This window comes from Rhodoferax antarcticus ANT.BR (genome assembly GCF_001938565.1).
GTDB lineage: Bacteria > Pseudomonadota > Gammaproteobacteria > Burkholderiales > Burkholderiaceae_C > Rhodoferax > Rhodoferax antarcticus.
This window is the reverse complement of record NZ_MSYM01000018.1, coordinates 313487-339195: the sequence shown is the minus strand read 5'-3', so window position 1 is coordinate 339195 and position 25709 is coordinate 313487. Positions and strand designations below refer to the sequence as shown.

Genomic DNA, 25709 nt, shown 5'->3' with positions numbered 1-25709 from the left:
ATTGCAGCGTTAGCCTGCTCGGGCGGCAGATCCCACCGCCTCTCCAGTCAGATCGCACAGCAATGGCACGTTAGGGTTTGGACAAATTTTCCGCGTACTCAAGCTTATTGGCCAAATATGAAACCAGGCTCAAAATGTTTAAGCAATCAAGCTCTGAGATCAAGCTTGGTACTACTGCCGACATAGGCGCGTGGTTAATGGGGTTGCGGAAGCCCTGCATAAGCCCACGTGTCAGGGCACCTTGCCCTTCTTGTACGTTCCGTAAGGAGTCAGTACTCAAATCATTTACTGGAATAGTCGGCGACTTGGAACATTTCCTGGCTATGGTGTCGTAGGTGAAGCTGAAAAAATTTGCCAATTCCACTCCATCTTTATCTGTAGCCGCTAACTTGCGAACAAATGCAGCGTATAGCTTGGCCCCTTGATCGGCAGCATGCCCGTACTGCTGATTTTTGTAGTATTCGAAAACGCCATCTTTGATAGACGCATGCAAATGGCGCCAATGCAATAGAGGGTATTCCGGAACAATCGCGTACAAAGCCATCACTACGGGCGCGAATGTCTCTGAGACCTCTTCACTTTCCCCCATCTTCTTAACAATTGCCTCAACAGAGGTTTTTATATCCGGGGGGAGCGTGCTAAACCAATGCTCCTTGTTGATGCCCGTTACCTTTTCGACATCTTTGTCTTTTTTGTTAGCTCGGCGTTTTCTCCAGTCCTGACCAACCCGTGCAATGAGCGTTGAAAGAAATTCCCGAAACTTGCTCATTTCAGGCTGATCCCAGTTGAGGGCTTGTCTATTGGTGGAGATTACATCTTCGTCGAGCAAATCAATGAAATCAGCCTTAATCCAACCGGTTAAGTATTGATAGAAATGACTTGATGTGCTATCAGCGAAATATTCGGGAGCATTGACTAGCTTCCCTCTTGAGAATAAAGCGATACCGCGTAAGCCGGAGCTAGGTGGTATTGGAGTTACTCCGGTTGCTAAGAATATTTTTACTTTTCCAAAATACTCACTATCAGACTCGATCAGATCATCTTCACTCCATGTGAATTGTTGTTCTATATTTGAATAACGCCGGTCTTCTAAAATAGTAATTACGCGACCTTTCCCATCTTTGAGTCTAATTTTGAAATTGGAATCAACGATAAATATGCGGGAAAGACTATCGGCTATCGCCTCCAGGTCAAATGGACTTTTTCGCTTTAGTTCGGTAAGTTGAATGATCGTTTTCGGCTCCTGACTAACCTTTTTATCTTCAACATCCACTTGGGGATTGTATATGTCAGCGGAGGCTAGCAGTGCGTCCCAGTTCAGTCGAAACCTGTTTCGGAGACCATCCTTAACGGTCTCCACACTGATTTCCTTAGCGAGACCAAATAGCGCTAACTTGCCCAAACCTTTTTTGCCGGTAGCGAGTCGTCTAAATTTTGCGGATGGAATATCACCTTCGTCTCGTCTGTTCCTGCCAATTACCAAAAACTTGCCCTGGATATCGTTTAGCGACATCCCCGTTCCGTTATCTTCCACGGTGATGGCTTTGGGGGTGCCATTCTGCTCAAGAAAAGAGACCGTGACTTCGCTAGCGTCCGCGTCGTAGGCGTTTGATATCAGTTCTGCAAGGGCGGGCGGGAGTGTCGCGTACATCTTGACACCCAAGTGTTCAATTGTCTTTGGGTCAAATTTGAGGGACAGACTCACGGGTAACCTCCTTAAGATGAATCAAATACTGTGCGGCATGTTGCTTAATGAACTCGGGAGGAAGCGCATTGCCAATCATTAAGGCAACGGCGTCTTTTCCTTTGTCCAGAGAAAAAATATAATTCTGAGGAAACGTTTGGAGAAGCGCTGCTTCTCTCAAAGTTATTGCTCGATCTTGATCAGGATGGATGAATCGGCCCTTCGACGGATTGTGGCAGCCACCAGTAATTGTGGGTGCTACATCATCCCAAGGCATTCTTCCATATACATCGCGATAGCCTGCCTCGTTCCTTTTGTGACATTCAAGCCAATACTCCCTGGGAATATCTGATCTCGATCCTCCGTTCTTGGGTACGAGAGACATTATTTTCTTTACCTTCTCACTGCGGTTTTCTACGATGTCATGCAAACTATCGCCGCTTGTCCCCGGTTCTGAGAGTTGTGAAATAGTTGCTCTAACAGTATTTTTTAAAGGAGAAGGCCTAGGATTTGAAATCAAACCAAGGCGTGATGCTTTGACTAAAAGTCGACGTCGGCGCTGCGGAACGCCATAGTTGGCGGCATCTTTGACCTGTGCAAAGTCTTCATCAATAACGTAGCCAAGGAGGGACAGTTTTTCGCGCAAAGAGGTTATTCGCCAATCTTTGGCTAAGCCCGGAACATTTTCCAGCATGATTGTTTTTGGAAAAGTAATCTCAACAATTCTCAAGAATTCAAATATGAGTTCGTTACGGTCATCAGTAATCGATGCGACTTTGTTTCTAGTTCTTTGGGTAGAGAACCCTTGACAAGGCGGGCAACCTGCAAGCAGATCTAGCTCGCCTCGCTTCAACTTCAGACCTTTGAGGATTTCAGTTTCTGACAGATTTTTAATATCGCATTCGATTAATTTTATGTCGGGGTGATTGGCGCGATATGTACTTGCAGCAATCGGGCTAATTTCAACACCCGCTAAAACTTTAAAACCAGCACTCTTTAATCCAAGAGTTAAGCCTCCTGCACCGGAAAATAGATCAATTGCCGTGTATTGTTTTTTTCTCATATTTTTGAATATTTAGTGCATATCGGGTAAGAATTTATCAGTCGCTATTTACTCGACAGTTGGTTAAACCATACGGTGTTTGCTTGATGGTACGTGCAGGAGCTAACCGATAACGACTTCTCCACTGAAGAGTAAATCAGCCGTATCGCGAAGTCACTCCCACCTTCTGCGGCCATCGCCAACCTCTGCGTAGCCCGATTAGCCGCCACATAAAACACCCGCGCCGTTTCCTTCTCGTCCTCGCCGGGCGCAGGCATGTGCCCCACGCCGGGTAGCGACACCATGGGGAATTTCCAGCGTTTGAGCACATCACTCATCCTCACCCCCCTCCAGCAACACCCCCCGCCTCGCCAGCCGCTCGCGCGCCTCGATCAAAGCCTGATGCAGGTGCTGCTTCAGCTCCGCCTTGGGCGGCAGCTCGGTCCAGTATTCGGCCACAGTGATGCCGTCTTTGTGCATTTGCAGCAGCTCCACTTGTTCGCGGCTGGATTCGGCGCACAAAATTAGGCCAATGGTAATGGGAGTGGCCTTTGTGGGCGGCTTTGAAGCGGCCCAGCTTCAGCTCTACGGCCACCAGGCGGCGCAGGCGGCGGTGGTAAAAAAGCAGGTCGAGGTAAAAGTCCTCGCCGTCGATGACCATGCGCTTTTGGCGCTCCACAAACGCAAAGCCACGGCCCAGTTCCAAAATGAAAGCTTCTAGCTGGCGCAGGATGGCGGCCTCCAAATCAGCTTCGTCGTGGCCTTGGCGCAGGCCCAGGAAGTCTAAAAAATACGGGTCCTTGAAGACTTGGGCGGGGGTGGAGGCGCTGGCTTCGACAGGCTCAGCCCGAACGGGGTTGGGGGCTTGCAGGCTGGCGAGTTCGGTGCGCTCGAAGGCTTTGCGTTCTATCTGGTGGTGGAGTTCGCGCACGCTCCAGCGTGATTCCACAATTTGCTGCGCATAAAACCAGCGCGCCGAGTCAGCTTTGAGGGGCAGGAGTTGCAAAAAATGCGTCCAGCTCAAATGTCGCATCAGTGATGCGACTTTCTCCACGTCTGGGAAAGCCAGTGCAAACTGCACCATGCGGCGCAGGTTTTTGGCCTCAAAGCCACGGCCAAATTCTTGCGCCAGTTGCTCGCCCACGCGCTTGACAAGCTGGTCGCCATATTTGGCGCGGTCAGCACCGCCCAGCACCTCGGTGTGCAGGCGCTTGCCCACGCTCCAATACAGCCGCGTCAGCTCCGCATTCACCGCACCCGCCAGCCGCTGGCGGCTACTGGCAATCAGGCTGCGCAGTTCGGCGTGCAGGTTGTCGGCAGGAGTGGGCGCCGCCGCTGTGGCTGTCAAGATTGTTGCCTCGTTCATAGTGGTTGCCTTTTTCATGACCGGTATTTGTCTTGAAGTTTTGATAAGGCGCTCACGGAGACTTCTTTTCTTTGATCGCCTTGCCGGACTTGTGGCCCACCTTATCCTCATGCGTCAGAAACCCAATGGGTCGTTTGATCGGCTCCGGTGGTGTGGTCAGCTCACGCACCGCGTCCAGCAGTTGGCGCAACTGCAGCCGGGTGTTCCTGCTAAACGTATCGTGCGACATCTCTAGCGATTCGGTCTTCATCTCCAAATCGGCCAGGCGCTTGGCGACATCCACATTTGCAGATAGTGACTGGCGCAACTGCACAAACGCGCGCACTAGATAGATGCCCATCTCCACAGCTTGGCTCGACGCCAGCACATTAGCTGCCTGAATCGCCCCGTGCTCGGTAAACGCAAACGGCAGCGCCTTGGAAAACTTCAGGTTTTGGAGGTGGTCGCAATTTGCGACCACCTCAGTTTTCTCATCCTGTGTGAGTTGAAACAGGAAGTCGCTGGGGAAGCGGTCCCGGTTGCGTTTGACCTGCTCGTTCAGTCGCTTGGTCTGCACCCCGTACAGCGTAGCCAAGTCCACATCAATCATGACCCGCTGGCCGCGAATCACTTGGATACGGCTCTCAATACGCGGCACCAGTAATGTGTTGTTCGTGTTCATGTTGCTTGCCTTTTCATGTTCCCAGCCTAACCCCAAACCCCCCATCCCCACCCACCCCCAGCACCAACCTCTGCGTAGCCCTTGTCGCCGCCACATAAAACACCCGCGCCGCTTCCTTCTCATCCTCGTCGGGCGCAGGCATGTGCCCCACGCCGGGTAGCGCCACCACGGGGAATTCAAGGCCTTTGCTGACTTTCATGGTCATCACTTGGATGGCGTCTGCGCCGGGTTGGTAGTCGCCACTGCGTTTGCGCACGCGGTGCGGCAGCTTGCGTTGGGCCAGGGCGCTGGCGCACAGGTCCATGGTGGCCCAGTCGGCGCACAGCACCGCCATGTCGCCCCACGCAAAGCCTTCGTTATGGGCGCTGGCCAGGTGGTCGGCTATGGCAAATGCTTCGTCGCGCAGACAGGGCAGGCGGATGATGAGCGGCGCTTGCCCGTCGCGCCCGCAGCTGATGGGTTTGACCAGCGGGATGCCGTCGTCGTCTTTGTCGTCGGCGGTCAGCAGGTCGGCCGCTATCAGGCTGGCGGTTTGCAGAATCTGCCGGGTGTTGCGGTAGTTGATTTTCAGAATAGTGGTGCGGCCCTGCGCCTGCACGCCCACGCTTTTGAAGCTGAACTGCTTGCTGCCATCACGTGAATGCCGGCGCTCATAAATGCTTTGCGCATCGTCGTACAGCAGCAGCAGACTGTTGGTGGTCGGGTCCACCATTTGCGTGATCAGCTTAAGCCATTCGGGCGCAAAGTCGTGGCCCTCGTCAATCATCACGGCCTGGTATTGGCCGGATGGGATTTGCTTGCGGTCCACAGCGCGGATAACGCGCTGCACCATATCGGCCATCTTGGCGTCCACCGGCAGATTGGGCGCGGGCAGTGTCTGCCCGTAGGCCACCAGCTGGTCGCGGCACCACTTGTGAAAATGCCGCGCATGTACCTTGTCCGCCAGCCCTTTGGCATGCATGACAGAGTCCAGCGTCACGCCCAGCGGCTCGTTAAAGCACAGGATCAGGATCGGTTTGGACGTGGGCGTGTGCGCCTTGGCCAGATACTCGGCGCGGTAGCCCAAGATCATGGTTTTACCCGAGCCAGCCACGCCGTGAATCACGCGGTGGCCATCGCCCAAACTGCGGGCCAGTTGCTCTTGCTGAATGTCCATCACGCGCATGATGTCGGGCAGCTCGGCCTCGCCGTCGTTGTCGTCAAACAGCGCGCCTTGCGTCTGCACCCGCACCTCGGGGAACATGATCCAGCGCACGCGGTCGAGTTGCGGCAGGCTCATGACGCCGCCCATCATGAACGGGAACATGCCCCACAGGCGGCTTTGCAGGTCTTCGGCGTCCACCGAATCGGTCATTTCATCGCGGCAGACGACGCGGTTCGGCTCGATCACGCGGTGCAATTGCCCGTCCATGAACTGCTTGCGCGTGAGGTTGGGCAACACCACGCCGTAGCTCCACGGAAAGGCGAGTTGACCCTGGTGTTTGCCGTCGGCCTGTACCAGCTGCGGGTCGCGCTTGAGGGCATCGACCACGGTGTGGGCATATTGGCGGGCTTGCTCAATGGGGCTGGCGACAGTTTTGGGCTGGCCGTGGTCCAAAATTACCCAGTTGAGCTTGTCGGCCTGGCGGATGGTGTCGGGCTTCCAGTCTTTCACCTCCAGAATCAGCAAGCCGCGCCGGGGGTGCATCACGACAAAATCGGGGTGTGACTGATTTGGGCCAACCGGCACGTCGTACCAGAGCAGGTAGTCGGCGTCGAGCTTTTGTTCCAGCCGTTCGGCCAGGCGCTTCTCGCCTTGCGTCATGCGCGACACGCAGGCGCCAAGCGCCGGTATCAAGGTAGCCATTGTTGTTATCCCGCCCCTGAGATGGTTTGTGGCGCATTATGAACCCGCCCTCTTTTTTTGTAACAAATTGCTAGAAGTGTGAGCGCCGCCAGCCGGCCTGGGTTGGGTGGTGGCGATGGGGTCCACACTGTGCAGTGGGACTGGAGGAACATGGTTGTGCGCAGCACACGGATAGGACTTTCAACCGCATGGGGCAAAGTGTCGCACCCCAAACCGTCCTGAAAAACGGGTTTTCTCTGAGGTGAAAGTCTGAATTTCCAGGAATCTGCGCCCCCTCATCGCAAACCACGCGCCAGGCTGCCGAAGAACACAACCCTACCCCGGCGCAGTCGTCGCGACCCAATTCGAGTTCACCAAGCAGTGCGCTGATCGTCGGGGTAGTCGGGCGGTGATTGGTTTGCCAGATCCCAGTCCGGCGCAGCCTCCACACCCTCGCCCGACTCCTGCGCAGCGCAGTCATCCCACAGCGGTGGCCCGCATGCGGGGGCGATGCGCGGCGCTTCGGGGTCGACCCCGATGTGCTCCAGAATTTTGTGAATGTCGGCACTGAAGGTGATGAAGGTGATGAAGGCGATGAAGGTGATGAAGGCGATGAAGGCGATGAGGCGCATCTGGCCCCCGCACATTGGGCACAGCAGCGGGAACACCTCATAAATGCGCGCAATGAGCGCGGCCCACAGGTAGTGCGATGGTGGCCGTGGTTCACATGCGTGTTCAGGCTGGCACCAAAGCGGTGGACGCAAGGCGACGGCAACCAGGTGCAGACTGGCCGGGTCACACTGTGCCGCACCGGGGCAATGGGCCTGCAGGCTTTGCTGCACCATCCGCAAGAAGATACGCAGCGCCGCATTGAGTGCGCCTTTGTCGCGCTGCAGGTAGTAGCGCAGCCGTTTGGGCACCGACAGAACCCACTGGCGCACTGGCCAAGCGGGGAAATACAGGGTCCGTCAGGTGAGCTGCGGCCTCGGCCATGCGCCGCGTGTTGCACGAGGGGCAGACGCCACGGCTTTTGCAGGAGAAGGCGACTAGCCGCCGTGCCGGGCCGCCCCAAGCAAGGCTGCAGCCCCTTGGGGGCAGGAAGCTACACGCAGTGAGCGACCGTGGGGCCTTGGAAGTCGTCCCCACAGTCGTCACACCGGACGCACGCAAAGCCGTGGGCAAAGATGCCGCATTCCAGATACTTGCGAAACGTCTTCTCGACATACGCAGGTGGGGTGTGGTGGTCGCCCTGGCCGTCGAACTGGCCGGCGCTGGCCAGCTCAAACCAGGTCTCGAAGTGCTCGGCAATCGTGCGGTATAGCAAGGTGCGCTCGGGGTGGCGGGGGTTGTAGGCTTTGGTGGGTTTAGTGGATTTAGTGGATTTAGTGGGCTGAGTGGCCGCGGCAACTCGCGCAGATTGAGGGCGTAGCGGGGCATGCTGGTGCCCACGCGGGTGCTGGTTTAAACGCTGCGGTGATCGGTGAGGCGGGCCTTGCATGGGGCTGCGCCAGTTTGGCTACAGACTGGCACTGCCACTAAAGCTGTGTTCCTGTACAGCTATGCGCGGCAAGCGCCTGTCTGTGCGGCTCTGCGCTGTTCATGGCTTTGCAAGGACGGTGTTTCCTGCACACCGAAGCTGGCTTGCGAGATTGAGAATCGCGACACTTTAAACTTGGGTGAATTGCTAGTCGGTCACGATCTGCTCTGCTATTGATAGCTTTATGCGCATATTCCACGGGGGCTACAGCCCTATTTGTCACTCAAACCGTGTAACTCGCCTCTTCAAAGGCAGCTTCCCGCAACATGGACCCCGGCACCGCCCCTAGAATCCCGCCCATGCGCCTGCTCACCCACCACCACCTAGACGCCCAGCGCGTCAAAACCCAGTTCGCCAAACTGCAGCAGGCGGTGGCGCGCGACGACTTCAGCGGTGGAATTTTGGAAGTCTGCAAGATCACGCAAGAATAAGATTGCATCAAATAAATTTGACTTGCCCGCGCCGTTCGCACCAGCTATGCACGTGAACGGCCCGAATCGAACTTCAGCATCTATGAGGCTTTTGAAGCCCTGAACTCTGAGTCTAGTCAGCATGGTAAGAGCCCTAGTGGGTGTTTAAGTTTCTTCATTGCGCTTCAGTAGTGTCCCAACGTTGTCTTGTCGGAACGTTGTAAGCTCTTGATTTGGTTGTTAAATTTGGTGTTTGAGTCTGGTCTCGATTTGAACGTCATGGTGCGTCAGACTGTCGGTTTTTTGCGGATTCCCGCCCCAAACCGTCATGCACAAAGGCACGCTCGTATTTGCGCAACTCATGCTGTACCTTCCACTGAGCACGTTTCGTCGCTGTGTGGCCGATCACAACGGCGAACACAAGGTCAAGGACTTCTCGTGCCTGGACCAATTCTTCGCCATGGCATTTGCGCAGTTGACCTACCGCGAGTCCTTGCGCGACATCGAAGTCAACCTTCGCGCTCAGGCTCGGCGGCTGTACCACATGGGCTTTCGTTGTCAGACGATATCGCGCAATACGCTGGCCAATGCGAACGCGACACGCCCATGGCAAATCTACGCCGACTTTGCACAACACCTGATTGGTTTGGCACGTCCCTTGTATGCCACGGAGCCGTTCGGACTGGAACTCGACGCGGCGGTTTACGCGTTCGATGCCAGCACCATTGACCTGTGCCTGTCGGTGTTTGCATGGGCACCATTTCGGTCGACCAAGGCGGCCATCAAGCTGCACACGCTGCTGGATTTGAGGGGCAACATCCCCAGTTTCATTCACATCACCGACGGCAAGACGCACGAGGTCAATGTGATGGACGATCTGGTGCTGGAGCCGGGCGCGTTTTACCTGATGGATCGGGGCTACCTGGACTTCGCAAGGGTGTTCGTGATTCACGAGGCGCAAGCCTTCTTTGTCACCCGCGCCAAGAGCAACACCAAGTTCAAGCGACGTTACTCGCATCCGGTGGACCGCGTGGGTACTGCAGTGCTGTGCGATCAGACCGGCGTGCTGACAACCTATCAGTCGAGCAAGGATTACCCCGCGACCATGCGCCGGGTGGTGGTCAAGGACGACAGCGGAAAACGGCTGGTGTTTTTGACCAACAATTTCAGCTTGAAGCCCGAGCTGATTGCCGATCTTTACCGCCAACGCTGGCAGGTGGAGTTGTTCTTCAAATGGATCAAGCAGCACTTGCGCATCAAGGTGTTCTTTGGCACCAGCGAGAACGCCGTGAAGACGCAGATATGGATTGCCATATCGACATATCTGCTCATTGCCATCGCAAAGAAACGCTTGCATCTTGATGATCACAGCCTGTACGAAATTCTACAAATCCTGAGTCTGTCCATGTTTGAAAATATCCCAATAAATCAACTGCTTACGCCACCATCGAAAAATCCCGAGTCGGATTTCGAGTCAAATCAGCTCGCTCTCCTCTGAAGAACGTTGGGACACTACTGATTGCGCTTTTGTTCCCCGATCCGTTATTGCTGGGATTCTGTTCATGTTTCTAGACATGATCACAGACTCTACTTCCCCCAACTATCCCGCAACCCCACCGACAAGTTAAACACCGGTTTATTCCCCTGCATGTGATCCACCCGATCCGCCACAAAGTACCCATGCCGCTCAAACTGGAAGTTCTGGCCGGGCAGGGCGTTGGCCAGCGAAGGCTCCACGACCGCGGTGACCACCTTCAGGCTGTTTGGGTTCAGCAGGTCAAGGAAGTCCTTGCCGCCCGCGTCAGGCTGCGCGTCCAGGAACAGGCGGTCGTATAGGCGCACTTCGGCCTGCACGCCATCAGCCACGCCCACCCAGGTGATGGCGGCTTTCACCTTGACCCGGTCGCTGCCGGGGGTGCCGCTCTTGGTGTCTGGAATGACGGTAGCCCTTACGCTGCTTATGTTTCCTGCTTCATCCTTGATAGCGCCTGTGCATTCGATCACGTAGCCGCCTTTCAGGCGCACCTTGCTTCCTGGGACCGCATTGCCGTTGCCGTCAATGCTTGGGGGAACCAAGCGCTTGTAGCCCTTGGGCGGCACTTCTTCATAGTCTTCGCGCTCAATCCACACTTCTTTGCCTACTGAGAAGTGACGCGGTGCGGGTGGTTCCATGCCTTCAGGCACGTGCGGCAGGGCGGGCTGGGTGCAGGGCTCTTGGTGGGCGTCGCTGCCAAACACCTCGGCCCAGTTGGTCAGCACCAGTTTGACCGGGTTGAGCACGGCCATGCCGCGGTGGGCTTTGAGCTCCAGGTCTTCGCGCAGACAGCCTTCGAGCGTGCCGTAATCGATCCAGCTGTCGCTCTTGGTCACGCCAATGCGTTCGGCAAAGGCTTGCAGCGCCTCTGGTGTGTAGCCGCGTCGGCGCAGACCGACGATGGTGGGCATGCGCGGGTCGTCCCAGCCGTTGACTTTGTTTTCGTTCACTAGTTGGGCGAGTTTGCGTTTGCTGGTGATGACGTAGGTGAGGTTCAGGCGGGCAAATTCGGTCTGGCGCGGCGGCGGTGCGGTCAGCAGGCCGCCCACCACGCGGCCATCTGGCAGCGTTTTCTTTTCAATCAGCCGCTCCAGCACCCACTCATAAAACGGGCGCTGGTCTTCAAATTCAAGCGTGCAAAAGCTGTGGGTGATCTGCTCCAGCGCGTCTTCAAGCGGGTGGGCAAAGGTGTACATCGGGTAGATGCGCCATTTGTCGCCCGTGTTGTGGTGGGTGGCGCGGCGGATGCGGTAGATGGCCGGGTCGCGCATGTTGATGTTGGGGCTGGTCATGTCAATTTTGGCTCGCAAGACCATCGAGCCATCGGCATGCTGGCCGTCGCGCATCTCGCGCAAGATGCGCAAGTTGTCTTCGGGTGTGCGGTCGCGGTAGGGGCTGTTAACGCCGGGCTTGCCGAAGTCGCCCCGGCTGACGCGGATTTCTTCGGCGGTTTGTTCGTCCACATAGGCGTGGCCGGCTTCAATCAGGCATTCGGCTGCGCGGTACATGAAGTCAAAGTAGTCGCTGGCCTGGTAGGGCTTGTCGTTGCCGGGCTGGCGCCAATCAAATCCCAGCCACTTCACTGATTCGACGATGCTGTTGACGTACTCGGTGTCTTCCTTCTCGGGGTTGGTATCGTCAAAGCGCAGGTGGCACACGCCGCCATAGTCACGCGCCAGGCCAAAGTTAATGCAGATGCTTTTGGCGTGGCCCACATGCAGGTAGCCATTGGGCTCGGGCGGGAAGCGGGTGCGGATTCTGGCTGGGTCGGGTTCGCCTGCGGCTTGGTGGGCGGCATCGCCGGGGCTACCGGCCCAGTGGCGGGATGCGTAGGTGCCTTTTTCCAGATCGTTTTCGATGATCTGGCGTAAAAAGTTGCTGGGTTTGACGGCGTCAGGCGCCGCTTGGCTTGCGGCTGCTTGGTTTTGGGGTGGGGTGGGGTGGCTCATGTGCGCGATTTTAGGCGGCGTGCTTACGTTAGCTATGATTTGTGGCCGCTCATTGTGTGCGCTTACCACAGAGTTCAATATGCCTGAAACCCCATCCGCTAACCCGCCCGAGAAGCCGACGCCTGCTGTCGCGCAGGTGGGCCAGCGTGACTTGTTGCAGGCGGCGCAAGACGGTGTGATCACGCGGCTGCAGGCGCAAGCGCTTTGGGCGCGTTGGGCAAAGCAAGCCAACGCCGCGCCGCAGGTTGCCCGGCCAGCTGTTGATGCACCAGCAGGTGCGTACGCGAGCGCGCCGCGCTTCAGTTTCACCAACACCTTGTATTACTTTGGCGGCATGGTGGCCATAGGGGCCATGACGCTGTTCATGACCTTGAGCTGGGACGCCTTCGGTGCCTGGGGCTTGATGGCCATTAGCGCGTCTTATCTGGTGGCCTGCCTGAAGGTGGCGGACCACCTGAAAAGCCGCCACTTGCCGGTGCCGGCCGGCATTCTGGCCACGCTGGCGGTGGTGCTGGTGCCGCTGGTGGTGTGGTGTTTTCAGCAGGGCATGGGCTGGTGGCCGCCGGGCGGGCCACTTGGCTACTCGGCGTACCACGCCGACATCAACTGGCGCTGGCTGACGCTGGAATATGTGACGCTGGCCGCTGGTGTGCTGATGTTGTGGCGCTACCGCCTGCCTTTTATGGTGATGCCGATTGCGGTGACGCTGTGGTACCTGAGCATGGACGCCGCAAATGGCCTGATGCAGCAGGGTGAGCAGTGGGACTTTGAGTTCATGCGTGATGTGTCGTTGGTGTTTGGCATGGCCACGGTGTTTATTGCCCTGTGGGTCGATGCGCGCAGCCGCCAGGCGCAAGCGCCCGAGTGGCGGCAGGACTACGCTTTTTGGCTATATCTGTTTGGCACGGTGATGTTTTGGGGCGGCCTGAGTTGGCGCAACTCAGACTCAGAGCTTGGCAAAGCGCTGTACTGCCTGATCAACCTGGTGCTGGTGTTTGCCGGGGCGGTGATTGGGCGGCGGGTGTTTACCGTGTTTGGCGGGCTGGGTGTGGCGGGTTACCTGGGCTACTTGTCGCACCGGGTGTTTGGCGACAGCCTGGCTTTTGCGTTTGTCCTGACGCTGATTGGCCTGGGGCTGGTGGCGCTGGGCATCTGGTGGCAGCGCTACGAGGAGCGCATCAGCGGCTACTTCGCAAGTTGGCTGCCAGAGGGCTTGCGGCCCCGGTAAGTGCCGCAAGCCGCGCGTTATTCCATTAGCGTTTTGGCAAAGGCGTGGATGGCTTGCAGGTCAGGCGCGAGTTCGGTAAAGGGCAGCTTCTCGCGGACCAGAATCTCGCGCAGGCCCTGGTCTACCTCGCGAGCCTGTTCTTCGTCCTGAAAACGTCCGCTGCGCACATACTTTTTGTTGCCGCGCTTGACCAAGATGTTGATGTTGTCGTTTTGCCGATACCACTCCAAGATCTGCTCGCGGGTTTTGGCCACGTCGCAGATGTTGTCGGCGTAGTTCTCGTTGTAGAACAGCACCTGTGGCAAAGAGCATTCGGTGATCAAAAAGTGCACCTGGCCATCAATCAGGCTGAGCATTTCAAACTGCCGCTGGGCAATGAAATACTGGTTTTTCAGCACCTCAAAGTTTTGTTGCCACACCAGTGATTTGGCAAAGTCGGGAATGGTTTCAACCGTTTTGCCGTGCAAACTTAATTGCAGCACCATGGCCGCTGAAAAAAGTGACTTGTCGCTACCCGGCCCGCCAATGATGTTGATCACCTTGGTGGGGTAAATCCGCATCTTGGTCTGCGGCAGGTGGTTGATGACGTTGGTGTAGCGAATACTCATGATGGGTCACCGGTTAAATAACGACTTTTGGGCGATGGTGTGCCAGGAAAGACGATTATGCAAGCTCTCACAAGCGAGCCGCAGGCCAGTTGCCTGGCGCGGTAGCCTCAGGTAGAAATGCCGTTGCGCTCTAGCAGATCGCTGACCAGTTCAAGGCGCACCAGCGGGTTGTCCAGCGCCATCAGTCGGTGCTTGAGCTCCAGCGCCATCGGCAACAGCTCACACCAGCGGTTGGCCACCCAGGCGCAGTCATCCAGTTGATACGGCGGCTGAATGGGTATTTGATCGGCCTCCAGTTCCTGCTCATTCAGGGTTTCAATCACCCGCTTGAGCGTGGTGGCCACGGGCAGCAGGTCTGGCGGAATGGTGACTTTTTGGTCGTCCGGCTGCAGCGCCACATCGGCCACCCACAGGCCGTGCTTGAGCAAATGGTGGTTGCTGACGGTAAACCGCTGCTCGCCCGTACACTGAATCAGCATCAAACCCGCCTGGGGTCGGCTTAGGTGGGTGATGCGGGCGAGGGTGCCGGTGGGGTAAAAATTTTCTTGCGCAATGCTTTCGCCCGCAGGCTGGTTGCTTGGGGCCTGGCGCACTTCATTGCCCCGGTCCAACGACACGACGCCAAACGGGGTGTCAGCCTTGAAGCACTTGCCAATCATGTCGAGGTAACGCACCTCAAATATCTGCAGCGGCAGGTAGCCGCCCGGAAACAGCACCGTACCCAGTGGAAACAGCGGTAAGGATTGGAGCGCAAGCGTGTCGGTCATAGGTGAGATCAGTCTGGAGTGGCGCCCATGATCCCACGAAAAATACAGGCTTGCAGAGCGGCGCATTTAGCGTGTTTTACGCGTGTGACCAAAAAAGCCAAGGCGCGCAGGCTGTGATAATCCGCGGTCAGACAAGGAGTTTTCGTGGATATTGTTTTGTTGATCAAGGCGGCCATCATGGGCCTGGTGGAGGGGTTGACCGAGTTTTTGCCCATTTCTTCTACCGGCCACCTGATTCTGGCCGGTGCGTTGCTGGGGTTTGATGACGAGAAAGCCAAGGTGTTTGACATTGCTATTCAGACCGGTGCGATTTTTGCCGTGATCCTGGTGTATTGGCAAAAGATTCGCGACACGGTGGTGGCGCTGCCAACTGACAAGCAGGCGCAGCGTTTTGCCTTGAATGTGACGATTGCGTTTTTCCCGGCGGTGATTTTGGGGCTGGCGTTTGGCAAGGCCATTAAAGAGAACCTGTTCACGCCGGTGGTGGTGGCTAGCGCCTTCATCATTGGCGGCTTCATCATCTTATGGGCCGAGCGCCGCCAGCAGAAAAATCCGTCCAGTTCCCGCATTCATGATGTGGACCAAATGAGCCCAGCGGATGCTCTGAAGGTTGGACTGGTGCAGTGTTTTGCCATGATTCCGGGCACCAGCCGCAGTGGCGCCACCATCATTGGTGGCATGTTGTTGGGCTTGTCGCGCAAGGCCGCCACTGATTTTTCGTTCTATCTCGCGATTCCGACGCTGATTGGTGCGGGTGCTTATAGCTTGTACAAAGAGCGCGCTTTGTTGTCGCTGGCCGATGCGCCGATGTTTGGTGTTGGGCTGGTGATGTCATTTTTGAGCGCCTGGCTGTGCATCCGCTGGTTGCTGGCGTTTATTTCCACCCATAGCTTTGTCGGTTTTGCCTATTACCGTATTGCGTTTGGCGTGGTGGTGCTGCTAACCGCCTGGACAGGTACCGTGACTTGGACCGAGTAAAAACCTTCCAGACACCCTACGCCAGCCGTGCTGGTGCCGGTCAGCCCTGCCAAGCTGCAGATCGTGATGTGATGAGCAACCTGTTTGCCGACGCTACCCCACCTGAGCAAGGTGAGCGCTTTGAGACCTTGTTGAACCAGCGTGGTGTTGTGATCGAGCGGATTGTGAGCTCGTCACGCATTGCGCGTGAGCGCTATGTGCAGGCACAAGACGAGTGGGTGGTTTTGCTGCAGGGCGAGGCCACGCTGGATGTCGATGGCCGAGCCATCGCGCTCACCTCGGGAGGCTATCTGTTTTTACCTGCAGAAACGCCACACATGGTTTTGAGCGTGACCGAAGGCGCCTTGTGGCTGGCCATTCACCTGTACCCATCACCTAGCGCGGATTCTTGACGCGTTTATCACCACCATAACTGTGGTCCTGCCCAACGCTTGACTGCCTCAGCTAGCTTGTCTTGCGGGGTGGAAATTTGTGGACGACATCAGCATCGTGGTGGTGGTGTGGGGGCCGGGCATCCACATTCTGGCCAAAAAGCCCCAGCGGCCGGTGTCGAAGTTCTACCAGCAGCGGGTGCGCAGCATGGCCGAGTCCTATGGCGTGAAGTTCATCGCCTGCGAAAACACCATGAAAACCATTGGCTGGGGCGCAAAGGACATGCTGGAGTTTGTTGAGGTGGAAGACTTTGGTGCCTTGGCCGTCATGCGGCTGCAGCTGCAGGGCTACGCCCATCTGGCTTGGTAAGCGGGCCAGCCCGGCACTTTTTCAGCCGACTTGGCTGACCACCAGCTTCTTGAGTTGGTACAGCGCCTCCAGCGCCTCACGCGGGCTCAGTTCATCAGGATTTAGGGCTCTAGCCCATACCTCTATTGCGTTGTAAGCTATGACTTCTGTAGCGACTGGTGCCGCAAACAAATCCACCTGGGCCTGATGCTGGCTGGCTTGCGCCTCCAGCGCTTCCAGCGTGTGGCGGGCGCGGTTGACCACTGCGGCGGGCATGCCGGCCAGCCGCGCCACCTGAATGCCGTAGCTTTTGCTGGCGGGGCCAGGCTGGATCTCGTGCAAAAAGACGATGTCGCGGCCACTTTCAGCGGCACTCACATGCACATTGATGGCGGCGTGATGCGTGGCCGCAAACTCGGTCAGCTCAAAGTAGTGCGTGGCAAACAGGGTGTAGGCCTGGGTTTTGTCGTGCAGCTGCGTGGCAATGGCACTGGCCAGCGCCAAACCGTCAAAGGTGCTGGTGCCACGGCCAATTTCGTCCATCAGCACCAGCGAGTTGGGTGTGGCTGCGTTCAGTATTTGCGCGGCCTCCAACATTTCCAGCATGAAGGTGGACTGGGCGTTGGCCAGGTCGTCGGCTGCGCCAATGCGGGTGTGGATGGCGTCGATCGGCCCGAGGCGGCAGCTGGCGGCAGGCACATAACTGCCGATGCTCGCCAGCAGCACCATCACCGCAATCTGGCGCATGTAGGTAGATTTACCACCCATGTTGGGGCCGGTGATGATCTGCATGCGCTGCTTGACGCTCAACCTCGTGTCGTTGGCAATGAAGGCACCCGAGCTGAGTTCAGCCAACCGGGCTTGCACCACCGGGTGGCGGCCCGCCTCGATGTCGATGCATGGCTCGCGGGCAAACTGCGGCGCGCACCAGTCCAGGGTGAGGCTGCGCTCGGCCAGCGCGCACAAGGCGTCCAGCGTGGCCAGCGCGTTAGCGAGGCGGGTGAGCGCCGGTACATGCGCCTGCAACTGGTCCAGCAGCTGCTCATACAGCCATTTTTCACGCGCCAAGGCACGTTCCTGGCGCGCTGAGGGCTTTGTCTTCAAAGGCTTTGAGTTCGGGGGTGATGAAGCGCTCGGCATTTTTCAGGGTCTGGCGGCGGCGGTAATCGTCGGGTACTTTGTTGGCCTGGCCCTGGGTGACTTCAATGAAAAAGCCGTGGACTTTGTTGAACTGCACCCGCAGGTTGGTGATGCCGGTGCGGGTTCGCTCGCGGGTTTCCAGGTCCAGCAAAAAGCCGTCGCAGTTGGTCTGGATGGCACGCAGTTCGTCCAGCTCGGCATCAAAGCCCGAGGCAATCACACCACCGTCGCGCACCAGCGTGGCGGGCTCAGCGTCGATAGCGGAGCGCAGTAATTCTGCGCAGCCAGCGGGCGGCAACAGATTCTGAGAAATATGTGTCAAATAGGCCTCTAGCCCATGTATTACGGGCGCGAGTAGCTCTGTTTTTTGTAGTGTGACTTGCAGTCCCACCAGCTCACGCGGTCGCACTTGGCGCAGCGCAATACGCGCGGTGATGCGCTGCACATCGGTGCTGCCTTTGAGCTGCTGGCGCAGCTTGTCCCACGGGCCAGCGCCTGCTGACAATGTGGGGCCGCTGCGCAGCGCCTCAATCGCGCGGTGGCGTTGCATGGCCTCGCTGCGGTCACGCCGGGGTGTCAGCAACCAGCTTTTGAGCAAGCGGCTGCCCATGCCGGTCTGGCAGGTGTCGAGCAGCGAAAACAGCGTGGGCGAATCCTCACCGCGCAGGGTTTGCACCAGTTCCAGATTGCGCCGGGTGGTGGGCGGCAGGTCGATCAGGTCACCCTCGCGCTGCACTTGCACACTGTGGATGTGGGTGAGCACGCGGCCCTGGGTGTGTTCGGTGTAGCTCAATAGCGCTGCGGCTGCGGCCTGCGCTTGCACCAGATCTTGCGCCTGCCAGGGGGCCAAGCTGGCCGCTTGCAGGTGTTGGGTGAGGGTGCGCTGGCCCAGGCCCGCGTCAAACTGCCAGTCGGGTCGCACCGAGATCGACAGCGCTGTAGTGGTCGGAATGGCGCGCAGCCTAGCCTCAAAAGCCGGTGTCGCCCCGGCGCTGAAGATCAGCTCGCCCGGGCTGATGCGCAGCACCCAGTTGGCCAGTTCGTCGGCGGCACATTCAGCCAGATGCACCACGCCTTGGGTCACGCTTAGCCAGGCCAGGCCGCAGGCTTGGCGCGGGCCTTGGTGTACGGCGAGCAAAAGCGCCTCGGTTTTGTCGCTGAGCAGCTCCAGATCGGTCAACGTGCCGGGGGTCACGACCCGCACCACTTTGCGCTCGACCGGGCCTTTGGCCGTGGCTACATCGCCGACCTGTTCGCAGATGGCCACCGATTCGCCCAGCTTGATCAGGCGCGCTAGATAGGTTTCGACCGAGTGAAACGGCACGCCGGCCATCACCACCGGCTGTCCGGCGCTTTGGCCGCGTTGGGTGAGTGTGATGTTGAGCAGGCGTGCGGCTTTTTCGGCGTCGGCGTAAAACAGCTCGTAAAAGTCCCCCATGCGGTAGAGCAGCAGTGTCTGGGGGTAGTCCGCCTTCAGGCCCAGGTACTGGGTCATCATGGGGGTGTGCGGCGTGGCGGTGTCGGTCATCGGAAGAAGTCTAGCAAGGTCGTGGGTCTGCCTCGCGCGGCTTTAGCTGGCTTTTTGGTCGCCGAGCAAGTGAACGACGCCCGCAAACAAGCCAGCGGCGCATCTTCATGTCAATTCGGAAAAATGGGGGTGAACTTTCGTCGCGCCTTGCACCCAAAGTGTGGCGAACAATCGGCGTGGTTTCCTGCCACGGGTGGCTGAAAGCGCCGCCCAATCCAAACAACAATCATGCGCAAGATCAATCAACACGCTACTTTCACGGAATAAACTCCCCTCATGCAAAACCCCAATCTTGTTCTCTTCAAGCCTCACGCCATCGTTATCGGCAGCGGATTTGGCGGCTTGGCCGCTGCGGTTCGACTTGGTGCCAAAGGCTACCGGGTCACGGTTCTGGAAAAACTCGATGCGCCCGGCGGGCGGGCCTATGTGCACCGCCGCAATGGCCACGTTTTTGATGCTGGGCCCACCATCATTACCGCACCGTTTTTGCTGGAAGAGCTTTGGGAGTTGTGTGGCAAGAAGCTCGCCGACCACGTCGAAATGCGCTATTTGAAGGACCTGTTTTACCGCATTCGGTTTGACGACGGCACCTGGTTTGACTACACCGGCGACCCGGAGGCGATGCGCAAAGAGGTGGCCCGGTTCAGCCCCGAAGACCTGCCCGGCTACGAAAACTTCTTCAAGGAAGCGGAGGTATGTTACCGCTTGGGCTACGAGGGCATGGCCTCGAAGGCGTTTGACAGCATTGGTGATTTTGTGGAGGTTATTCCAGATTTTCTGCGCATGGGCGCCTGGAAAAGCATCTATTCGCTGGTGGCCAAACACATCAAGAACCCGAAATTGCGGCAGGTGTTCAGCTTTCACCCGTTGTTAATTGGCGGTAACCCGTTTAGCGTGACCTGCGCTTATTCGCTGATCAACATCCTGGAGCGCCGCCATGGCGTGCACTGGGCGATGGGTGGCACTGGCTCGCTGATCAACGGGCTGGTCGACCTGATTCGTGGCCAGGGCAGCCAGGTGCTGATGAACTCCGAAGTCAAGCAGATCACCGTCGAGCAGGGGCTGGCTACTGGCGTGCTGCTGGCCAACGGCGACAAGCTGGAGGCTGACATCGTGGTCTCCAATGGCGACACCGCTTGGACCTATAAAAACTTGGTTCCCGCTGAGTTCCGCAAGACCTGGACCGACCGAAAAATCGAGCGCACCAAATCGTCGATGGGTGTGTTTGTTTGGTACTTTGGCACCAACAAGCGATTCGATGACGTGCCGCAGCACATGATTTTGCTCGGGCCGCGTTATGAGGGCTTACTCACCGATATTTTTAAAAAGCATGTGCTGGCTGATGATTTCAGCCTTTACCTGCACCGCCCCAGCGCCCATGACCCCGCCATGGCACCGCAGGGCTGCGACACCTTTTATGCGCTCTCGCCGGTACCGAATCTGGCCAGCGGCGTTGACTGGGCGCAGCGGGCGGAACCCTACCGCAAGTTGATTGCCAAGTACCTCAACGACACGGTGCTGCCAGGTTTTGAGGCACACGTTACCGAGTCGCTGGTGACCACGCCGCTGGACTTCCAAAACCGCTTGCTGTCTTACCGTGGCGCGGCCTTTGGTCCGGAGCCGATCCTGATACAAAGCGCCTGGTTCCGGCCCCACAACCGCAGCGAAGATGTGAAAAACCTGTTCATGGTGGGTGCCAGCACCCACCCGGGCGCGGGCGTGCCAGGTGTGATCGGATCTGCCAAGGCACTCGAGTCAGTATTGCCGGATGCCAAGAGCTTTGCACCCCGGCCAGTGGCAGTTGCCAAGGCCGAACCTTGACGCAGCGCCACTGCGGCCAGGTATTGCCTTAAGTCAAAACGGTGCCCGAATGTCAACAAAAGTTGACATTCATCAATGTCAGAAACTGACATCCTAGGCACATTAACCCGACCCCTCAACTTACAGGAAAAGTTATGCGCATTTTGCTTGTTCACCCCAACTACCATTCCGGCGGTGCCGAAATTGCCGGCACCTGGCCACCAGCCTGGGTTGCCTACCTGAATGGTTTTCTGAAGGCGGGCGGTTACACCGACGTGATTTTTGTCGATGCAATGACGCTGGACCTGGACGACGAGGTGATGCGCAAAAAGTTCGCTGAGATCAATGCCGACATCGTGGGTTGCACCTCGATCACGCCGTCGATCTACAAGGCGCAGCGCCTGTTGCAGGTGGCCAAGGAAGTGAACCCGAACGTGATTACCGTGCTGGGTGGCATTCATGGCACTTTCATGTTCTCGCAGGTGCTAGGCGAGTCGCCCTGGATTGATGCCGTGGTGCGCGGCGAGGGGGAGAAGGTTTTCCTGAACCTGGTGAAAGCGGTCGATGCCGGCAACTTCCTGGAAAACCGGGAATCGGTGCCGGGCATTGCGTTCATTAACCAAGAAGGCAAGATTGTCTCCACCGTGGCCGAGCCGCCGATTGCTGACCTGGACACCATCACCCCAGACTGGAGCATTCTGGACTGGAGCAAGTACCTGTACACCCCGTTGAATGTGCGGGTGGCTATTCCCAACTTTGCGCGTGGTTGCCCGTTCACTTGCAGCTTTTGCAGCCAGTGGAAGTTCTGGCGCGACTACCGTATTCGCGACCCAAAGAAGGTGGTGGACGAGATCGAGGACTTGGTGAAGAACCACAAGATCGGCTTCTTTATTCTGGCCGACGAAGAGCCCACCATTCACCGCAAAAAGTTCATCCAGTTCTGCGAAGAACTCATTGAGCGCAATTTGCCGGTGTTGTGGGGAATCAACACTCGCGTGACCGACATTCTGCGTGACGAAAAACTGCTGCCGATGTACCGCAAGGCGGGCTTGATCCACATCTCGCTGGGCACTGAAGCTGCCGCACAGCTGCAGCTGGACCGCTTCAACAAAGAAACCACGATCGATCAGAACAAGAAGGCTATTCGCCTGCTGCGTGAAGCCGGTATCGTGACCGAAGCCCAGTTCATCGTTGGCTTGGAGAACGAAACCGCCGAGACCATTGAGGAGACCTATCGAATGACCCGCGACTGGAACCCCGACTTGGCCAACTGGGCGATGTACACCCCCTGGCCGTTCTCGGATTTGTTCCAGGAACTGGGCGACAAGGTGGAAGTGTTTGACTACGACAAATACAACTTTGTGACCCCTATCATGAAGCCCGACGCCATGGACCGCGCCGAGTTGCTGGACGGGGTGATGAAAAACTACCGTCGGTTCTTCATGAACAAGACCTTCCTTCAGTACCCCTGGACGCGCGACCCGGTGCGCCGCAGGTACCTGATGGGCTGCCTGAAAGCGTTCCTGAAGAGCAGTTTTGAGCGCAAGTTCTACGACCTGGGTCGCGTTGGTTACTGGGGCCCACAGAGCAAGAAGAAGGTGGACTTCAAGTTCGAAAGCGCCACCCGCCGCGAGCGTCCGGATGCCGAGCTGGTGGCCGAAGCTGACGAAGGCTGGGTGACGATGCACGGTCCGAAGATCGAGATGCGCCGCAAGAAGGGCGAATTGATCGCCGCCGAGGCTATTGCCACAGCGGCAGCGGCAGCGACAGCGACAGCGCAGGCAGTTTCTGCTTGTGGTGGAGGCAAGGATCAGATGACCGAAGAAGAAATGGCCAAATACTGATGAGTTCGGCTGAGGGCGTTGCGGGTCGTATCGGCCCCAACGCGATTATTCGGGTGGCCGAAACACTTCGCGAAACCTTGGGTCCAGATGTGACAGCGGGCCTGTTTGAACAGGCTGGCTTGGGTCACTACTTGGTCAAACTGCCCGAAAAAATGGTGAATGAGGCCGAGGTGCTGCGTCTGCACAATGTGCTGCGCGGTCAGCTCGGGCAGTCGGCTTGTGCTGACATCACCTGGAAGGCCGGTCTGAAAACGGCTGACTACTTGCTGGCCAACCGCATCCCCAAATTTGCCCAGGTAGTTTTCAAGGCTTTGCCGGCCGCGATTTCAGCACGCCTGCTGCTGAAAACCATTGGTGGCCATAGCTGGACCTTTGCCGGTAGCGGCGAGTTCAGTTATGAGGTGGGCGAGACGGTGGTGCTGACCATACGCAACAACCCGCTGTGCCGCGAGGTGCGCACCGAACTGCCGGTGTGCGACTTCTATTCGGCCACGTTTGAGCGGCTGTTTCAGGTGCTGGTGCACCCCAAAACCAAGGTCGAAGAAACCGCCTGCGAAGCCCAGGGTGATGCTGCCTGTCGGTTTGAATTGCGCTGGAATTGATGTCAGTCTGAGCTCACGTTGAGGCTGATTGCGCGGTGGCTAGTTGGCTGCTGACCATTGGAGCTACCCGCCTACTGGAAGTGGCTTTTGCAAGTCAGCGTTTTGGGTGTGCGCGGTCGAGTGCGCTGCGATGGTCGACTACGCGGCTGTCCCCCGGCCCTTTGGGCCTCCTCCTTGATTTGGCAAAACCCCAAGTCCACGCTACGCCACCCATTGCAGCGCACTCGCCCTGTGACTTCGGCTGTTCCGGCGCATCGCATACCAAAACTGCGTGAAGGATCAGGCTGTCGGGTCATTTGGCGCAGCGGCATCAAGGAGGCGGCCGCAGGCCGGGGGACAGCCGCGTAGGCAGGTGACCCGGCAGCCTGATTTCTGCCAAAGGCTCAAAGGCTAAGGGGCTCAAAGGATAAGAGGCTTGGAGTAACCCGTCATTTCCAGATAGCCTCGGCCCACTGGCTGGCCTTGTGCGTCCAACAGGTCACTCAAACCCTCCCAGTAGATCGCCCCGGTGGAGCGGCTGCTGTCGAGTTCTTGGTTGTCAATCAGCGCGCGCAGCGTGAAGTGCAGAGGTTCTGTGGCGGAAGTCATCGCACCCGGAATTGGCGCTGTTTCGGGCATGCCTGTCGAACCCGCCAAACCCGATGGGCCCGTAAGCTTCCTCAGCCCCAGAATACTTAGCGACCATTCCACCGGATAAGTGGTGCCGCTGCTGGGGCTTTTCCAAAGACGCTCAGGCTTGAACACCACTTGCTCGGATGTCAGGATCACGGCCTGGGTGGCACCCGCTTTGCGCCATGAGCCACCCGCCCAGACGGAGCCGCCTACCTTGTCTCGCAGCCTAAACAAGGTGAGCGCGCCGCCGTCGTTCAGGTTCACGCCAGTCCAGTCCCAGCCCACGGCCTGTGGCGGCATGATCGACTGGCTCCACTCATGGTCTAGCCAGGCGCGCCCGGTGACTGGTAGTACCTTGCCGGAAAGCGTCACCTGCCCGGTGACGGCCAGTTGTGGCAGGCTGTAATAAAAGCTGGCCTGCTCAGGCAGCGGCCCCTTGCGTGAAAAGCCTTGATCACCTTGTAACAGCAGTGGCTGTGTCTCGCGCAGCGTGAGGTTCAAGGCAAAGTCGCTGCCCACGGCTTTGGCCAGATACACCTCGCCGGTGCGAACCAGTGACCAGTCGCGCAGGCGCACGTCGGTATCGGTCTCGCTGGCCTGGGCTAGATCCAGCTCTGGCGCGTCGCCGCTGCGCGCAATGCGCTGGTCGTGCAGCAGGCGCTTGCCAGCTACATCGGTAACGGCGGCGTGGGCAAAAAACAGTTGCTTGGCGGCAAAGCGGGAGCGCATGGCTTGCGTGTTGGGCACGCGCGAGCGGAAAAACGTCAACTGGAACCCCAGCGTCACATTGCCCGGTGCCTGCAAGGCACCTGTGACATACCACCACTCAATGGCGGTCTCGGGGTGGCTGCCCAGATCGCATGGAAATTGCAGCGGCCTGGGCAGCAGTGGGGGCGCAACTGCCTGCTGGGTCGCGGCATCGACTTGAGGCCACGCCGCGCCCCACGTGGCAGCCAGTGCAGCGCTCAGCCATTGACGTCGCGTTGCAAAGCGTGTCAACCTTTGGATAGGGGTCACGGCCAAGCCCTTTCTAGAAAATTAAAAACAATAGCTATCAACCCTTTAGGTATTAGGGCTGAAGCCTGTTTTGATGCTTATTTCAGGCTGCCCGATAAAAACTGCGCCAGGCGCACGCTCTTGGGGTTGGAGAGCACATGGGATGGGTTGCCTTCTTCTTCAATCACACCTTTGTGCAAGAAGATCAGGTGGTTGGACACTTCGCGAGCAAAACCCATTTCATGCGTGACCACCACCATGGTGCGGCCTTCCAGCGCCAGGTTTTTCATGACTTTGAGCACTTCTGACACCAGTTCGGGGTCGAGTGCGCTGGTGGGCTCGTCAAACAGCATCACCTCGGGCTCCATGGCCAGCGCTCTGGCAATTGCCACGCGCTGCTGCTGGCCGCCGCTGAGGTGCGCCGGGTAAGCGTCTTCCTTGCCTTGCAGCCCCACCTTGGCGAGGTATTTGCGGGCAGTGTCCACCGCCTGGTCATGCGGCACCTTCATCACATGCACCGGGGCTTCGATGATGTTTTGCAGCACTGTCATGTGCGCCCAAAGGTTGAAGTGCTGGAACACCATGGCCAGCTTGGTGCGCAGGCGTGCCAGCTGTTTCGGGTTGGCCGCGTGCAGCTCGCCGTTGGCACTGGGGGTGAGGTGCAGCTCTTCACCAGCCACGTTGATGCGGCCCTGATGCGGCTTCTCCAGCATATTGATGCAGCGCAAAAAAGTGCTTTTGCCCGAGCCCGAGCTGCCAATGATGCTGATCACATCACCCGCATGCGCGGTGAGCGACACACCTTTGAGCACTTCATTGCTGCCAAAGCGCTTGTGGATGTTTTCAACCTGGAGTTTGAGGGTGGTGGCAGTGGTCAT

Annotated in this window: 20 protein-coding genes and 3 pseudogenes; 9 read left to right on the top strand and 14 right to left on the bottom strand. The window is 57.8% G+C overall.

The genetic code is table 11. From position 1 onward, the window contains the following. Window positions 1-70: 70 nt before the first annotated feature. The 7 genes and pseudogenes from BLL52_RS17750 to BLL52_RS20085 all read right to left on the bottom strand — a co-directional run bounded on the left by BLL52_RS17750 (window position 71) and on the right by BLL52_RS20085 (window position 7902). Window positions 71-1705: a TIGR02391 family protein gene (locus BLL52_RS17750; protein WP_075587956.1), complete on the bottom strand. Its 1635-nt coding sequence runs from the start codon at window positions 1703-1705 to the stop codon at window positions 71-73. Next, window positions 1683-2747: a DNA cytosine methyltransferase gene (locus BLL52_RS17745; protein ID WP_075587955.1), complete on the bottom strand. Its 1065-nt coding sequence runs from the start codon at window positions 2745-2747 to the stop codon at window positions 1683-1685. Before BLL52_RS17745 ends, BLL52_RS17750 begins: the two co-directional genes overlap by 23 nt. 44 nt (window positions 2748-2791) lie before the next feature. Then, complete coding sequence (locus BLL52_RS17740) at window positions 2792-3064, bottom strand: hypothetical protein (RefSeq protein WP_075587954.1); 273 nt, start codon at window positions 3062-3064, stop codon at window positions 2792-2794. A 2-nt stretch (window positions 3065-3066) separates the two neighbouring features. Next, complete coding sequence (locus BLL52_RS17735; protein ID WP_338065751.1) at window positions 3067-4092, bottom strand: PDDEXK nuclease domain-containing protein; 1026 nt, start codon at window positions 4090-4092, stop codon at window positions 3067-3069. A gap of 52 nt (window positions 4093-4144) precedes the next feature. After that, window positions 4145-4753 carry an ORF6N domain-containing protein gene (locus tag BLL52_RS17730; RefSeq protein WP_075587953.1) on the bottom strand — a complete coding sequence of 203 codons (609 nt, stop codon included), beginning with the start codon at window positions 4751-4753 and terminating at the stop codon, window positions 4145-4147. Between the two features lie 13 nt (window positions 4754-4766). After that, entirely contained in the window at window positions 4767-6599 is a 1833-nt protein-coding gene (locus BLL52_RS17725; RefSeq protein ID WP_173861784.1) for a DEAD/DEAH box helicase, read from the bottom strand. 350 nt (window positions 6600-6949) lie between these two features. Beyond that, window positions 6950-7902: pseudogene (locus tag BLL52_RS20085) on the bottom strand (transposase zinc-binding domain-containing protein). Window positions 7903-8414: 512 nt separating this feature from the next. Here BLL52_RS20085 and BLL52_RS21790 point away from each other — a divergent pair. Further along, window positions 8415-8546, top strand: a complete 132-nt coding sequence (locus BLL52_RS21790) for a hypothetical protein (RefSeq protein ID WP_264568347.1) — start codon at window positions 8415-8417, stop codon at window positions 8544-8546. 6 nt (window positions 8547-8552) lie between these two features. Here the strand turns inward: BLL52_RS21790 and BLL52_RS22060 are convergent. Next, window positions 8553-8669: pseudogene (locus BLL52_RS22060) on the bottom strand (AAA family ATPase); the annotation flags it as partial. A 184-nt stretch (window positions 8670-8853) separates the two neighbouring features. Between BLL52_RS22060 and BLL52_RS17705 the strand changes: the two are divergent. Continuing rightward, window positions 8854-10023, top strand: a complete 1170-nt coding sequence (locus tag BLL52_RS17705) for an IS4 family transposase (protein ID WP_075587949.1) — start codon at window positions 8854-8856, stop codon at window positions 10021-10023. An 89-nt stretch (window positions 10024-10112) separates the two neighbouring features. Here BLL52_RS17705 and BLL52_RS17700 read toward each other — a convergent pair whose 3' ends face one another. Continuing rightward, window positions 10113-12008 (bottom strand): glutamine--tRNA ligase/YqeY domain fusion protein, encoded by a 1896-nt coding sequence (locus BLL52_RS17700; protein WP_075588047.1) that lies wholly within the window; start codon window positions 12006-12008, stop codon window positions 10113-10115. 79 nt (window positions 12009-12087) lie between these two features. On the opposite strand from BLL52_RS17700, the gene BLL52_RS17695 reads away from it, so the two are divergent. After that, on the top strand, window positions 12088-13236 hold the full coding sequence (locus tag BLL52_RS17695) for a DUF2157 domain-containing protein (protein ID WP_075587948.1): 1149 nt from the start codon (window positions 12088-12090) through the stop codon (window positions 13234-13236). 17 nt (window positions 13237-13253) lie between these two features. Here BLL52_RS17695 and BLL52_RS17690 read toward each other — a convergent pair whose 3' ends face one another. Then, window positions 13254-13844 carry a hypothetical protein gene (locus BLL52_RS17690; protein WP_075587947.1) on the bottom strand — a complete coding sequence of 197 codons (591 nt, stop codon included), beginning with the start codon at window positions 13842-13844 and terminating at the stop codon, window positions 13254-13256. A 107-nt stretch (window positions 13845-13951) separates the two neighbouring features. Continuing rightward, window positions 13952-14611, bottom strand: a complete 660-nt coding sequence (locus tag BLL52_RS17685; RefSeq protein WP_075588046.1) for an LON peptidase substrate-binding domain-containing protein — start codon at window positions 14609-14611, stop codon at window positions 13952-13954. Between the two features lie 144 nt (window positions 14612-14755). Between BLL52_RS17685 and BLL52_RS17680 the strand changes: the two genes are divergently transcribed. The 3 genes from BLL52_RS17680 (at window position 14756) to BLL52_RS17670 (ending at window position 16330) form a co-directional block, all read left to right on the top strand. Then, window positions 14756-15589, top strand: coding sequence for an undecaprenyl-diphosphate phosphatase (locus BLL52_RS17680; RefSeq protein ID WP_075587946.1), 834 nt, complete (start codon window positions 14756-14758; stop codon window positions 15587-15589). After that, a complete protein-coding gene (locus BLL52_RS17675) occupies window positions 15577-15981 on the top strand; it encodes a cupin domain-containing protein (protein WP_198930655.1) in 405 nt (134 codons plus the stop codon). The genes BLL52_RS17680 and BLL52_RS17675 overlap by 13 nt, the downstream gene beginning before the upstream one ends. 79 nt (window positions 15982-16060) lie before the next feature. Next, window positions 16061-16330 (top strand): DsrE family protein, encoded by a 270-nt coding sequence (locus BLL52_RS17670; RefSeq protein ID WP_075587945.1) that lies wholly within the window; start codon window positions 16061-16063, stop codon window positions 16328-16330. Window positions 16331-16351: 21 nt separating this feature from the next. Here BLL52_RS17670 and mutS read toward each other — a convergent pair. Next, window positions 16352-18977 (bottom strand): annotated as a pseudogene (gene mutS / locus BLL52_RS17665) (DNA mismatch repair protein MutS). 276 nt (window positions 18978-19253) lie between these two features. Between mutS and BLL52_RS17660 the strand changes: the two are divergent. The 3 genes from BLL52_RS17660 (at window position 19254) to bchJ (ending at window position 23223) form a co-directional block, all read left to right on the top strand. Continuing rightward, window positions 19254-20798 (top strand): phytoene desaturase, encoded by a 1545-nt coding sequence (locus BLL52_RS17660; RefSeq protein WP_075587944.1) that lies wholly within the window; start codon window positions 19254-19256, stop codon window positions 20796-20798. 134 nt (window positions 20799-20932) lie between these two features. Then, on the top strand, window positions 20933-22621 hold the full coding sequence (bchE, locus tag BLL52_RS17655) for a magnesium-protoporphyrin IX monomethyl ester anaerobic oxidative cyclase (protein ID WP_075587943.1): 1689 nt from the start codon (window positions 20933-20935) through the stop codon (window positions 22619-22621). Beyond that, window positions 22621-23223 (top strand): bacteriochlorophyll 4-vinyl reductase, encoded by a 603-nt coding sequence (gene bchJ, locus BLL52_RS17650; RefSeq protein WP_075587942.1) that lies wholly within the window; start codon window positions 22621-22623, stop codon window positions 23221-23223. Before bchE ends, bchJ begins: the two co-directional genes overlap by 1 nt. 399 nt (window positions 23224-23622) lie before the next feature. On the opposite strand, the gene BLL52_RS17645 is transcribed toward bchJ, so the two are convergent. Beyond that, window positions 23623-24852, bottom strand: a complete 1230-nt coding sequence (locus BLL52_RS17645; protein WP_241839253.1) for a lipocalin-like domain-containing protein — start codon at window positions 24850-24852, stop codon at window positions 23623-23625. Between the two features lie 77 nt (window positions 24853-24929). Next, window positions 24930-25709 (bottom strand): ABC transporter ATP-binding protein, encoded by a 780-nt coding sequence (locus BLL52_RS17640; RefSeq protein ID WP_075587941.1) that lies wholly within the window; start codon window positions 25707-25709, stop codon window positions 24930-24932.